This window comes from Corallococcus sicarius (genome assembly GCF_003611735.1).
Lineage (GTDB): Bacteria > Myxococcota > Myxococcia > Myxococcales > Myxococcaceae > Corallococcus > Corallococcus sicarius.
Genome location: NZ_RAWG01000064.1, coordinates 1 through 12,614, shown reverse-complemented (window position 1 = coordinate 12,614; position 12,614 = coordinate 1). Strand labels below are relative to the sequence as shown.

The window sequence follows — 12,614 nt, the reverse complement described above, 5'->3', positions numbered from 1 at the left end:
GACCTTTTAGTACCCGGCCCTTTCGTCCACGCCGTGCTCGCGCGTGGGCACGAGGAAGCTGCGCTCGAACGTCAGGAACACCTCGCCCGTGGACTTCAGCCCGCGCGTCTCACAGGTGACGATGCCCTCGCCCTTGCGCTTCTCCGACAGGCGCTTCGCGAGGATGCGGCTCTCCGCGTACAGCGTGTCCCCGGCGAACACCGGGTGCGTGAGCCGGATGCGGTCCCACCCCAGGTTCGCCAGCGCCCGGCCGCTGGTGCTGCGCACGCTCATTCCGCACACCACGCTGAAGGTCACCAGGCTGGAGATGAGCGGCCGCTCCCACGGCGTGTGCTGGCAGTAGGCCGCGTCCAGGTGCAGCGGGGACGGGTTGAGGCTCAGCGTGTTCATCAGCACGTTGTCCGCTTCCGTCACCGTGCGGCCCGGGCGGTGTTCGAAGACGTCTCCGACGGTGAAGTCCTCGAACGCGAAGCCCAGCAGCTCCCGGTAGCGCTGCGGTCCCACCTGCTTGTAGCCAGTGCGCTCCATGTCGTGTGTCCTCGCGCGTGGGCTTCTTCAGAAGCCGGAGATGATGCCCTTGGCCGTCGCGCAGAAGCGCGTCAGCTCCTCCGGCTCCATGTCCGCGCGCATCATGATCCGCACGCCGGCCTCGCCCTTGGCCACCACGGGGAAGAACACCGCCGAGCAGTAGTAGCCCGCCCGGTACAGCTCCTGGGACAGGCGCACCGCCTTCTCCTCCTCGCCCACCTCAATCTTGCGGATGGGCATGCCGTTGCCCGCGTGCGCGGAGGGGAACTGGCTGTCGAAGTAGGCGATGTTCCGCGCGAGCTTGTCCTGGAGCTGCTTGAGTTCCGGGCTCTTTTGCAGCGCGATGCTCGCCAGCGACGAGCCGATGGACGGCACCTGGAGGTTCTGCGACCACGCCAGCGGGCCGGCGTTCCGGTTGAGGAAGTTGAACAGCTTCTCGCTGCCCAGCATGGCCACGCCGCCCGCGCTGCCGAACGCCTTGGCCAGCGACGCGACGATCATCGTCAGCGGGTTCATCTTCAGGCGGGAGCGGACCCAGCCCTCGCCCTTCGCGCCGGTGATGGACAGCGAGTGCGAGTCGTCGATGTACAGGAAGAGGCCGTACTTCTCCTGGAGCTGGAGCAGCCCCTCCAGCGCGATGAGCCCGCCCATGGAGTAGGCGCCGTCCGCCACGTAGGCGACGCGCGGGTACTTCTTGCAGACGTCCTCCAGGTAGTTGAGGTCGTTGTGGGGGCTGGTCAGCACCAGGCTCTCGTCCCCGACGATGGGCTTCACGTACGCCATGGAGAAGTGACAGAAGCGATCAAACACCATGACGCGCGGCTGCCCGTCCTCCGTCAGGTGCCCGGACGCGAGCAGCGGCAGGATGCCCGCCGTCAGCGCGGTACACGACGCGGCCGGCAGCGACGGACAGCCATACAAATCCCGCAGCCCCTCCTCCAGCCGCGCCATCAAGCCCAGGCGGATGCGCAGCGTGGAGAGCGCCAGGCCAATGGTGCCCTCCTCGCGCAGCGCGGTGATGGCGCCCTCGAGGATGGCCGGGTGGTGGTTGAGCCCCAGGTAGGAGCACGAGCACAGCACCGAGAAGGCGTGCCCGGTGGCCTGGTCGATGAGCCGGTTGTTCGACTCGAAGTCCACCTTGAGGTTGATGAGGCCGTGGTCCTCGGCCTGCTGCCAGCCGGCGTCACCCAGGCCGACGAACTTCTCGTTGTTGCGGTAGCGCCGGGGGCCCAGGACGCTCTCGGGAATGCTCGTTGCCATGCGGACTCCTCCTGCGCGGGATGGATGGGGCGAAACGGGAGGGTGAAAGGGAGGGACGCTCAGCCTTCGGAGGGACCGAAGTCCTCGAGCGTGCGCTTCGCCGCTTCGATGAAGGGCGTGCCCACCATGGCGCCGTCGACGACGCAGATGTTCGCGTCCCGGGCCTGGCTCTCCGCGACGATCTTCCGCGCCTTCTGCAGGGTGCGCTCGTCCGGGGAGAAGGCCTTGTTGATGATCTCCACCTGGTGCGGGTGGATGGCGGCCTTGCCGCTGAAGCCCATGCCCCGGGCCAGCGCGGCCTCCTTGCGCAGCCCCTCCAGGTCGCTCATGTCGAACAGGGGCGAGTCCACCACCTGGAGGTTCGCGGACCGCGCGGCCGTCACCAGCCGCGCCCTGGCGTAGAGCATGGGCTCCCAGGTGAGCGCCGCGCCAATGCTGAAGGAGAAGTCCGCCGAGCCGAACACCAGCGCCTTCAGGCGGGGCGTCGCCGTCACGATGGCGCCAATGTTCTCCAGCCCGCGCGGCGTCTCCACCAGCGCCAGCAGGTCCACGTGCGCGCACTCCGGGCCCAGCGCCTGTTCGACGATCTCCAGGTCGCGCGGTGACTCCACCTTGGGCACCATCACCACGTCGGGCTTCGCCGCGTACGCGCGCAGGGCCAGCAAATCCCTCAGGCCCTCATGCCGCGTCACCGAATTGATGCGCACCGCCCGGCGGCTGTCACCCACCCGTGGCGCCAGGAAGAACGCCTCCGCGTGCTGCCGGGCCGCGTCCTTGTGCGCCGCCGCGACGGAGTCCTCCAGATCCACCAGGCTGATGTCCGCGCCGGATTGTTGCCCCCGGGCAAAGCGATCCACTGCCAACGCCGGAGTGAACAGGATGGAGCGGCAATAGCGGGTGAAGCGCATGCGGGCCTCCAATCAGTGGCTGACTGGGTACCCTCGTATTCCTAGCACGTCAAGCATTGACGCAATGATTCGCAACCCACCGCCGCGACCTGTGATTGAAACGTATTGATATGTCTTTGAATGTGCAGCGACGTTGCGCGATGGAGGAGGCAACACTCCGCGCGTGGGTGGCACCCGACTTCCAGCGTGAATCGAGCGCGGCGCGTCACGCCGGAGGTCGCGGCAATCCCATACGTACAACCCGGTACGGGCTCAGCCCTGCGCGGGAGCGGGCGCGTTGACGGGCTCGGGCGGCTCCACCGCGGGCTTCACGATGAGCTGCTCCAGCGTGGGGCGCTTGGGCTTTTCGAAGGGCGCCAGCTTCACGGGCCGTCCGGTGCGCGCGGACTCCTGCAACGCGACGATGACGCGCACGTCCGCCAGGCCCTCGATGCCGTTGGGCTCCGGCTCCCGGTCCTCCAGCACGCACCGCGAGAAGTAGATGAGCTCCGGGGCGAACTGGTCGCTGTTCTTGAAGGTGCGCGTCTGCGTCTTGCCGCCCACCGTGAGCGCGTGCTCGATGTCGGTGCCGTACCCGAAGCCGTGCTGCACGAGCAGGTCCCCTTCGGTGCCCACCAGCCGGTAGCTGGACACCGCGGACGCCTCGTGGCTGATGCCGAACTGGGCCACCCGCCCGTTCGGGAAGCGCATCAGGGCGAACGCCGTGGCGTCCACGCCGTGGAAGCGGCTGTCGCCGCCGCTGGTGTACGCGAACACCTCGCGGGGCTCGTCGCGGAAGAGGTAGCGCGCGGCGTTGATGGGATAGGGCCCCTCGTCCAGGAGCGCCCCGCCCCCCAGCCCCGTGTTCGTCCGGATGTCGCCCTCGCGCACCTGCTGCGTCAGGACCGCGCTGAGCATCCGCGGGTCGCCCAGCCTCCCGGAGCGCACCAGTTCGATGGCCTGGAGGTTCGCCTCCTCGAAGTGGAGCCGGTAGGCGATCATCAGCTTCACGTCGTTGTCGTTGGTGACGCGGATCATCGCCTCGCAGTCCTCCACGGAGGTCGCCATCGGCTTCTCGCAGAGGACGTGCACCCCCACGCGCGCGGCCCGTTCGGTGAAGCCGCGGTGCATCGTGTTGGGCAGGACGATGTAGACCGCGTCCGCGCGCGACTCGCGCAGCACCTGCTCGTACTCGCCGTAGTCACCCACGTGCTCGACGCCGTACTGGCGCTGGAGCACGTCCCGCTTCTCCTTGTCGGAGGAGATGATGGCGACGAGTTCAGAGTTCTCCTCCGCGTGCTGGAACGCCGGGAGGATCGCCACCTGGGTCAGGTTGCCCGCCCCCACCACCGCGTACCGCACCCGCCTGGACGTCTCCTGCTGTGCCATCGTGCATCTCCCGTCGTGAGCCCTACGCTGGTGACGCGCTCCGCTCCCCCGCAAGCCGGCCCCGGTCCTCCGGGGAGGGGGACGCATGAACGTCAGGCAGGGGGCAGGCCCGGCGCCCCGTGTGCTATGCGCGGAGGCATGCACGCACGCTCCTGCTCGCCGATGCTGCTGGGCCTCCTGATGCTGTCCGCCTGCGCGACGCCCTTCGAGGACCCGGGGGACCTCCGCCCGGACGCGGGAGCCGGGGACTACGATCTCCCCTCCGTCCCCTACACGGTGGACGCGGGCGCCCCCATCGATGCGCCCCGGGAGAGCTGGACGTTCGTGCCGGTCCCCGACGCCCACTGCGCGAACGGCTCGTCCACGGGCATGGCCATCAACCTGACGGACCGCTCCAAGCGGGTCTTCGTCTTCCTCGCGGGGGGTGGGGCGTGCTGGGAGGCGGCCGCCTGCGCGCTGGGCACGGCCACCCACATCACCGACACGATGGGCGCGGATCCCGTGCTCGCCGAGGCCCAGGCGGCGGATCTGGCGGTGTTGTTCGACCGCGCCAACCCCCAGAACCCGTTCCGCGACGCGAGCTTCGTCTACGTCCCCTACTGCACGGGCGACCTCCACGCGGGCACCCGCGTCCACACCTACGACTGGTTCGGCCCGAAGCGCGTCGAGCACGTCGGCGCGCGGAACCTGGACGCGTACCTGCGGCGGCTCCAGCCGACCTTCCCCGAGGCCGACCGCGTCTGGCTCGCCGGCATCAGCGCGGGCGGCTACGGGGCGACGTTCAACGCCTGGCGCGTGCAGAAGGCCCTGCCGTGGGCGCGGGTGGACGTGCTGAACGACTCAGGGCTCGTCATCAACACCGCGGGCGACGGCCGCTACGGCACCATGCGCGCGAACTGGGGCGTGGAGTTCCCTCCGGGGTGCACCGGGTGCGACACGGGCCTGTCGGCCGTCCTCGGCGCCTCCGCGCGCCTGCTCACCGCGCCCCGGCGACACGGGATGCTCGGCCATCTCCAGGACGGCACCATCGCCCTCTACTTCGGACTCGACGGCGCGCAGGTGCAGGCCGGCCTGGAGGCGGCCCGCGCCTCGGCGGAGCCGAACGTGAAGACCTTCTACCTGCCGGGCAATCCGCACGTACTCCTGGCCCATCCGGACGCCGCCACCGGGGCGGGGCTCACCGTGCGCGCGTGGCTCCAGCAGTTCGCGGGAGATGATCCGGCCTGGAGCCACGCCGGCCCCTGAGCAGGCGGGCTTCCGACAACTCCAACCTCCACTCCGGCCCATGGGAGACTCCGCGACATGCCCTTGAAGACGATGCTCGCCCGCGTGGGCGTTGGCAGTGCGCGGGTGGACACCCGCCTGGAGCACGACACCGTGCGCGCCGGAGGGGAGCTGCGCGGCGCGGTCCACATCCAGGGCGGCCAGACGCCCCAGCGCATCGACCGCGTGGAGCTGCACCTGATGGCGCAGTACCTCCAGCGCGACAACGACCGCCTCAGCGCGCTCAACGCCGTGGTGCGCACCTGGCGCATCGCGAACCCCTTCACCGTGGAGCCCCGGGAGGAGAAGGTGCTGCCCTTCGCCCTGCGGCTGCCCGTCCACACCCCCATCACCGAGCGCGGCGCGCCGGTGTGGCTCAAGACGGCGTTGGACATCGACCACGCGCTCAACCCGGAGGACAGTGACCGGCTTCACGTCCTGCCCCACCCCTCCCTCCAGACCGTCATCGATGCCGCCTTGCACCTGGGCCTCCAGTGGCGCAACGCGTACTGCGAGGCGGGCCCCCCCTTGGGGCGCGACGAACCCTTCGTCCAGGAGCTGGAGTTCCACACCGGCCCCATGTGGCAGGGCCCTCCGCGGACGCTCGCCCTGCTGCCGTTCCCCAGGGAGGACGGCCTGGAGCTGATCCTCGACATCGACCGGGGCCCCCGGGGCCTCACGTCCCTGCTGGAGGGCCTGGGCCTGGAGGGAGGCCGCCGCCAGCGGTGTTTCCTGTCCCAGGCCGACCTGTCCCGGGGGGTGGGCTCCGTCGCGGAAGTGTTGGCGTCCCACCTGGCCAGCGGGGCCTGAAAGCCGGAAGAACCGGCGCCATTTCAGGTCGTGAACGCACCCGACGTCGCGAGTCCGACGCCGGGGCGTGAAAGTGGTATAGGCCGCCGTGTGAAAGCTCCCCCGCCTCCCGCCACTGAAAACCCCACCTTCGACTCGCTCGGGCTCAAGCCCGAACTGGTCGAGGCGTTGACCTCCCTCGGTTATGAAGAGCCGACGCCCATCCAGGCCGCGGCACTCCCGCCTCTGCTCGCCGGCAAGGACCTGCTCGGCATCGCCGCCACCGGCACCGGCAAGACGGCCGCGTTCGCGCTGCCGCTGCTGCAACACCTGACGGCCGGCGCCGCCGCGCCCCACAGCACCTCCGCGCTGGTGCTCGTGCCCACGCGCGAGCTGGCCATGCAGGTGTCCGAAGCCATCCACCGCTACGGCACGAAGCTGGGCGTCAGCGTCCTCCCGCTCTACGGCGGCCAGGAGATTGGCCGGCAGCTGCGCGTGCTCAAGCGCGGCGTGGACGTCGTCGTCGCCACGCCGGGCCGGGCGCTGGACCACCTGCGCCGCAAGACGTTGAAGCTGGACAACGTCCACACGGTCGTCCTGGACGAAGCGGACGAGATGCTCGACATGGGCTTCGCGGACGACCTGGAGGCCATCCTCTCCGAGACGCCCGAGAAGCGGCAGACGGCGCTGTTCTCCGCCACCCTGCCCCCGCGCATCGCGAGCATCGCGGAGCGCCACCTGCGCAATCCGGAGCGCGTGCGCATCGCCAAGGAGAAGCTGGAGGCCGGGGAGATGCCCCGCGTCCGCCAGACGGCCTACATCGTCCCGCGCGCGTTCAAGATCGCGACGCTGGGCCGGGTGCTGGACCTGGAGTCTCCCACCGCCGCCATCGTGTTCTGCCGCACGCGCACGGAGGTGGACGAGCTGACCACGTCCCTCAACGGACGCGGCTGGCGCGCGCACGCCCTGCACGGCGGCATGAGCCAGGAGCAGCGCGACCGCGTCATCAAGCAGTTCAAGTCCCAGCAGGCGGACCTGCTCATCGCCACCGACGTCGCGGCGCGCGGCCTGGACATCCCCCGGCTGTCGCATGTGGTGAACTTCGACGTGCCCAACGCGCCGGAGGCCTACGTGCACCGCATCGGCCGCACGGGCCGCGCGGGCCGCGAGGGCGTGGCCATCACCCTGCTGGAGCCCCGCGAGCACCGGCTCTTGCGCAACATCGAGAAGCTCACCGGCCAGCGCATCGACGTCTCCGCGGTCCCCACCGTGTCGGACCTGCGCGCCCGCCGGCTGGAGATCATGCGCTCGTCGCTGCGCGAGGCGCTCGTCGAGGGCGACCTGGAGGCCTTCCGCGGCATCGTGGAGGACCTGTCCGGCGAGTTCAGCGTGATGGACGTGGCCGCCGCCGCGGTGAAGCTGCTGCAGGAGAAGGAGGACGAGGGCAAGGACGCCGCGGAGGCGGACATCCCGACGGTGCCTCCCCCGTCGGCCTCGTCGGAGAAGCGCTTCCCCCGCTCGGGTCCCCCCAGCCGGTTCGGCGACCGTCCCGACCGCGGCCCGCCCCGTCCCCGGACCGAGCGCACCGAGCGCAGCACTGAGCGCACCGCCGAAGCCGGTGAGCGTCCCGCCCGTGCGCCGCGCGCGCCGGAGTGGAACGTCACGCGGCTGTTCATTGGCGCGGGCCGCACCGCGGGCATGCGGCCGGCGGACCTCGTGGGCGCCATCGCCGGCGAGGCGGGGCTCGACTCCTCGCGCATCGGCGCGATCCACATCGCGGACATGTACTCCATCGTGGAGGTGCCGGAGCCGGATGCGGCGCGCATCATCACCGCGCTGAAGGGCGCCACGCTGCGCGGCAAGAAGGTCTCCGTGCGGCGCGACACCCGCGACTGAGCCTGACGCGCCTTCACCGGCCCCCCCACCGGCTCCGATGCGGGACGGGGCCGGTGGAAGCGGGCGCCTGGCGCTCCTTCAGGGTGTGCCCCGGTCCACGCCGGGCGCGCGGCCCAGCAACAACGGCGAGGCGAGCCCTCCCTCCGGGTGCATGCGCAGCAGCGTGTGGATGACGCCGCCCAGCCCCGTCATCAACCCCGGGGAGAAGGCGTCCCGGGCCATCCCCGTCACCGGGCCCCGCGCCTCCAGGCTGGAGAGCACCTCCGCGTCCAGCACCTCGCGGTCCGGCCCCTGCGGATCCGGCGCGAGCCTGCGTCCCGCCTCCAGCAGCTCCCACAGCCCCAGGTCGCCATGGCACAGGGTGTGGGTCCAGCCGAAGCCCTCGCGCACGCCGGCAGTCCGGGCCCGCTGGAAGAGGTCCAGGTAGCGGGGGGTGCCGGTGCGCGCGAAGAGGTCCGCCGCCGCGAGCCCGATGCCCGTGCTCCCGTGGCACCACGTCGTCAGTTGATCCGTCGCGTCGGGGCGCCGCGCGTCCAGCCAGTGCCCGGACTCCGGACGGTACAGGCCCTCCACGAAGTCGAAGGCGCGCTCGGCCAGCCCCCGCCACCGCCGCCGGTCCGCGGGAGTGCCCGCCGCGCTCAGCCCCAGCCGCGCCAGCGCCCAGCCGATGCCCGCCGTGCCGTGGGCGAAGCCGCCCATGGGTTCGGGGAACATGGACGTGGACCAGCGGGCATCCCCCGACACGCTCCGCGCGGTGTCCTCCAGGCGCCGGCCCGCGTGCGCCGCGACGTCCAGCCACTTCGCCTCGCCCGTCTGATCCACGAGGTTGAGCAGCGGGACGATGACGCCCGCCGCGCCGCCCAGCACCTCCAGCAGCCTGTCATCGTCGAGCAGCGCCGGGGTGAGCGCCGCCGCGCGCTCGCGGGCCCGGGCCAGGGCTCCGGGGACCGCGTCCAGGTCGTGCAGCGTGGACCAGATCCACACCTGGGACGCGAGCCCGGAGTAGCCCCCGGGCTGCTTCACGGGCACCCGGTCCTCCGTGGCCCGCAGCACCGCGAGCGCTCCCGACAGGGTCTCCGCCACCGACTCCACCGGATCCGCCCGCCCGTGGCGCACCTCGTGCTGGTACTGGGCCAGACACACCGCGACCCCGCCCTGCCCGCTGTAGAGGTCGGCGGAGAGCGGCCGCACCGCCCAGCCGAACTCGGCGAGCACGGGGCTGATCCACGTCACCGTCCCGTCGGGCCCCCGCACGGCCGCGTCGCACACGCGGCGCACCAGCCCGGCCAGCTGCGAGCGGCGCCGCGAGTCCAGCCGCTCCCGCCGTGACGGCGTGGACGGGGCCGCGACGCGCGGAGGCAGGGCCTGCTCGTTGAGGTACGCGCTGACCAGCGCGCCCTGGATGGTCAGCTCCTCCAGCGCCACGTCCACGGAGCGCCACGCCGCCACCGTCGCGTCGAGCAGGGACCGGGACACGGGCACGGTGAACACGGGCGTGTCCCCGGAGCACAGGTCGGCGATCTCCTCGTCGATGATGGGCAGCGAGGACGGAGCCCCCGGAGCCACCTCCGCGTTGCGGCGCATCACGTCCCGCGCCCGCGTGTTCGCCGCGCGCGCGTCGTGCAGCGAGGCCGGGTGCCAGAGCATGCGCTGCAGCTCCGCGTAGGTCTGCGTGGGCCTCAGGATGCGGCGGACGACCGCGCCCGCGAACGGCTCCAGCAGCGGGCGCAGCTCGCCTTGCGCATCCAGCGACTGGAGCCGCGCGGTGAGCTCGTGGAAGCCCTCGACGACCTGCCCCCAGTAGCGCGCGAGCACCGGCTCCGGGCTGGGGTGGTTCTTCAACCGGGGGCGCTCCAGGAGCGTCATCTCCAGGTGCGCCCCGTCGGTGCCACCGCCGACGAGGGTGGGCACGGACATGCGCGGCTGTTGCCCGGGCAGCGAGCCCGCGGCGGAGATGTCCAGGCCGCCCAGCCCCGGGCCCGCGCTGCGCACGGGGAGCAGGCCGGTGCGCAGCACGGTGCCCCGGATGGCCTTCGCGGCGAGGTCCACCGCCAGCCCGCGACCCGACGGGGGCACGGGGGGATCCGGCATGAAGAGGCTCTCCACGTCCACCACCACGGGGACCGGTCCGTGCGCGATGAGGTTCTCCGAGTGCAGGTCCGTGCCGCCCAGCAGCCGCATCACGGCCAGCCAGTGCCCCAGGTTGCGGTAGAAGCGCGCGAGCCCGGCGTCATCCTCGCAGGGGCGGTGCTCCACGAACTCCGCCCAGCCGTAGCCTGGGCGCACCAGCACCTCGGGCACGCGGATCCGGGTGCCCGGGGGATCGCGCAGGAGCAGCCGCTCCAGCATCCCGTCCAGGGCGCGGTCCACGCGCAGGCACCGGGGCTTGTACAGCACCGAGCCCGCTTCCAATTCCAGCAGCGCCACCGTCTGGCCGCCCCGGTGGGTATCCCCTTCGCCCAGCCGAAGGCGCTTCAGGGCACCGCGAGGCTGTCCGGGCAGCGCGGCCAGGGCCTCCCGGTCCGTGACGAACCGGTCCACCAGCCGCAGCACCGCCTGGGATTGGAGCCGGCCCACGGTGGCCAGCCGTTCGAGCAGCGGCGGATAGCGCCGTCGCAGGTGCGCGTGGAACTCCGGGGTGCAGGCCCGGTCGATGAACTGCGCCCACCTGCTCTGGGAATCCAAGGCGTCGAGCCGCTCCTCCATCACCGCCGCGTGCAGCTCCAGCAGCAACACCCGGTTGAGCTTGCGTTGCGCGCTGAAGCCCAGGTGTTCCCGGCCCGCGTGGTCCACCACGTCGCGCTCGGCGGCGGTGAGCCCTTCGGTCCGGGACAACCGCGCCGACATCGCCTCCAGGTGGGGCGCCAGCAGGGCGTTCACGGGGCGCGAGAGCCACCCGTCAGGAGGGACTTCGACGGCCATCGACGCTTCCTCGTGGACCATGCGGGGACTCCCTGGGGGCGGGGACCGGAAGGGGGATGACTCACTCAGCAGCAGTGGGCGTCAGCGCAGCCGGTGCACGCGCTGCACCCGGTGTCCGCGATCAGGTGGGCCTCGGTGAGCGCCTGCTCCGTGCGCGCGCCTCCCACGAACAGCGGCCCCGCGGGGTTGCGCATCCCATGAGACTCCTCGGCACCGGACAGCCAGGCCTCCACCACTTCCAGGACCTCGGGATTCATCGTCATGGGTGTTCTTCCTTCGGGGGACGTCGGGGGACGTGGACCGCGCCACGAGGAAAGTCGAACACGGCCCCGCGTCCCAATGCCAGACACAGGGACGTATGTTCCAGGAAACCGTCCAAATCCTTGCATCCCCGAGAGAAGGACGTAAGGGATTGCCACCAGGGGCTCACGTGGGGGTGCCCTCCGGGGCGAGGGGGCTGTGTCCTGTGAAACATCCAGCCCCGGAGTCGGAGCCCGCGCCGCGCGCAAGACAGGCCGAGCAGGGAAGCGCTCGGGGCCCGACAGCCCGGGGGGCTCCTGCCATTTCCGCGTGGGCGGGGTGGCCTAGGATGGAAGACCTGAAGCGTAAAGCGGGGTATCAAGATCCGTGGAGCGGACCATGCCCAGTTCTGAAGACCCGCTGTTCCTCAACGGTATCGACGGTGTCACCGGCCAGTACCTCGTCCCGCCCGTCGGGCTCCCGGCGGCGGCGAAGATGGCGGCGCCCCGTGGGAACGCCTCGTACCTCGAGCGATGGAAGAACTGGCTCTTCGACAACCCGCTGCTCACCAAGTTCGACACGCCGTTCGGCGTGAACAAGAACGACCCCGCCCAAGCCGGCTGGGCCGTGGTGTTCCACGCGCAGACCTCCGAGGAGGTCCGCAAGAGCTTGGAGCCGCTCATCGCCCACCGGCGCAGCCTCATCCCTTCGGAGCAGTTCCACGTCCTCACCTACCAACCGGGTGAGCCGGCCCACAAGTTCCTGTCGCGCCATGGCGCGCCCCTGAGTGATGTGGAGCCCACGCGGGTGCCGTACTACCTCCTGCTCGTGGGCGGTCCGGACGAGATCCCCTTCGACGTCGAGCACTCCCTCTCCCTCTCCCGCGCGGTCGGCCGCCTCTCTTTCGACACGCCCGCGGAATACGCGCGGTACGCGGAGAGCGTCGTGGCCTACGAGAAGGGCTCCTCCGTCCCCAACCACCGGCAGGTGGGCTGGTGGGGCCCCAAGCACCTGGGAGATCGCTCCACGGAACTCAGTGCCCACCAGCTCGTCATCCCCCTTGCCCGGGGAGCGCCCGCGGATCAGCCACCCCAGCCGACGAGGACGATCGCCTCGAAGCTGCGCTATGCCAGCAACGAAGCCATCGAGGACGATGCGACCAAGGAGTGGCTGCTCACCGCACTCCACGGTCGGGAAGTGCGTCCGGCCGTGCTCTTCACCGCCTCGCACGGTCTCGGCTTCCCAGCGAACGATGCGCGCCAGCGCTCCGACCAGGGCGCGCTCCTGAGCCAGGACTGGACCGGGTTCGGAGCGATGACTCCCGCGCACTACGTGGCGGCGTCGGACATCCAGGACGATGCCCGGCTCCATGGGCTCGTGGCGTTCTTCTTCGCCTGCTTCGGCGGGGGCACGCCCACCCCTGTCTCCTTATACACATCT

At 71.2% G+C, this 12,614-nt stretch carries 10 protein-coding genes; 4 read left to right on the top strand and 6 right to left on the bottom strand.

Features of this window, described 5'->3' with window-relative positions; genetic code table 11:
- Positions 1–6: 6 nt before the first annotated feature.
- From D7X12_RS12825 to D7X12_RS12810, 4 genes are all read right to left on the bottom strand, one after another.
- Entirely contained in the window at positions 7–528 is a 522-nt protein-coding gene (locus D7X12_RS12825; RefSeq protein ID WP_120625562.1) for a MaoC family dehydratase, read from the bottom strand.
- A gap of 27 nt (positions 529–555) precedes the next feature.
- Positions 556–1,788 (bottom strand): aminotransferase class I/II-fold pyridoxal phosphate-dependent enzyme, encoded by a 1,233-nt coding sequence (locus D7X12_RS12820; RefSeq protein WP_120625561.1) that lies wholly within the window; start codon positions 1,786–1,788, stop codon positions 556–558.
- Positions 1,789–1,847: 59 nt separating this feature from the next.
- Complete coding sequence (locus tag D7X12_RS12815; RefSeq protein ID WP_120625560.1) at positions 1,848–2,696, bottom strand: HpcH/HpaI aldolase/citrate lyase family protein; 849 nt, start codon at positions 2,694–2,696, stop codon at positions 1,848–1,850.
- Positions 2,697–2,948: 252 nt separating this feature from the next.
- Positions 2,949–4,064 (bottom strand): Gfo/Idh/MocA family protein, encoded by a 1,116-nt coding sequence (locus D7X12_RS12810; protein ID WP_208718984.1) that lies wholly within the window; start codon positions 4,062–4,064, stop codon positions 2,949–2,951.
- A 138-nt stretch (positions 4,065–4,202) separates the two neighbouring features.
- On the opposite strand from D7X12_RS12810, the gene D7X12_RS12805 reads away from it, so the two are divergent.
- The 3 genes from D7X12_RS12805 to D7X12_RS12795 all read left to right on the top strand — a co-directional run bounded on the left by D7X12_RS12805 (position 4,203) and on the right by D7X12_RS12795 (position 8,012).
- Positions 4,203–5,309, top strand: a complete 1,107-nt coding sequence (locus D7X12_RS12805) for a pectin acetylesterase-family hydrolase (RefSeq protein WP_158620041.1) — start codon at positions 4,203–4,205, stop codon at positions 5,307–5,309.
- A 57-nt stretch (positions 5,310–5,366) separates the two neighbouring features.
- Complete coding sequence (locus D7X12_RS12800; protein WP_120625557.1) at positions 5,367–6,137, top strand: sporulation protein; 771 nt, start codon at positions 5,367–5,369, stop codon at positions 6,135–6,137.
- Between the two features lie 90 nt (positions 6,138–6,227).
- Entirely contained in the window at positions 6,228–8,012 is a 1,785-nt protein-coding gene (locus tag D7X12_RS12795; protein WP_120625556.1) for a DEAD/DEAH box helicase, read from the top strand.
- Positions 8,013–8,090: 78 nt separating this feature from the next.
- Here D7X12_RS12795 and D7X12_RS12790 read toward each other — a convergent pair whose 3' ends face one another.
- Together D7X12_RS12790 and D7X12_RS12785 are read right to left on the bottom strand one after the other, a co-directional pair.
- A complete protein-coding gene (locus D7X12_RS12790) occupies positions 8,091–10,934 on the bottom strand; it encodes a type 2 lanthipeptide synthetase LanM family protein (protein WP_244224516.1) in 2,844 nt (947 codons plus the stop codon).
- A 65-nt stretch (positions 10,935–10,999) separates the two neighbouring features.
- A complete protein-coding gene (locus D7X12_RS12785; RefSeq protein WP_120625554.1) occupies positions 11,000–11,197 on the bottom strand; it encodes a DUF6229 family protein in 198 nt (65 codons plus the stop codon).
- Between the two features lie 376 nt (positions 11,198–11,573).
- Between D7X12_RS12785 and D7X12_RS12780 the strand changes: the two genes are divergently transcribed.
- A partial coding sequence (locus D7X12_RS12780) for a hypothetical protein (protein WP_208718982.1) occupies positions 11,574–12,614 on the top strand: 1,041 nt, incomplete at its 3' end.

Coding starts and splice junctions, on each gene's coding strand:
- D7X12_RS12825 (WP_120625562.1), bottom strand. CDS start 528: ATGGAGCGCACTGGCTACAAGCAGGTGGGACCGCAGCGCTACCGGGAG.
- D7X12_RS12820 (WP_120625561.1), bottom strand. CDS start 1,788: ATGGCAACGAGCATTCCCGAGAGCGTCCTGGGCCCCCGGCGCTACCGC.
- D7X12_RS12815 (WP_120625560.1), bottom strand. CDS start 2,696: ATGCGCTTCACCCGCTATTGCCGCTCCATCCTGTTCACTCCGGCGTTG.
- D7X12_RS12810 (WP_208718984.1), bottom strand. CDS start 4,064: ATGGCACAGCAGGAGACGTCCAGGCGGGTGCGGTACGCGGTGGTGGGG.
- D7X12_RS12805 (WP_158620041.1), top strand. CDS start 4,203: ATGCACGCACGCTCCTGCTCGCCGATGCTGCTGGGCCTCCTGATGCTG.
- D7X12_RS12800 (WP_120625557.1), top strand. CDS start 5,367: ATGCCCTTGAAGACGATGCTCGCCCGCGTGGGCGTTGGCAGTGCGCGG.
- D7X12_RS12790 (WP_244224516.1), bottom strand. CDS start 10,934: ATGGCCGTCGAAGTCCCTCCTGACGGGTGGCTCTCGCGCCCCGTGAAC.
- D7X12_RS12785 (WP_120625554.1), bottom strand. CDS start 11,197: ATGACGATGAATCCCGAGGTCCTGGAAGTGGTGGAGGCCTGGCTGTCC.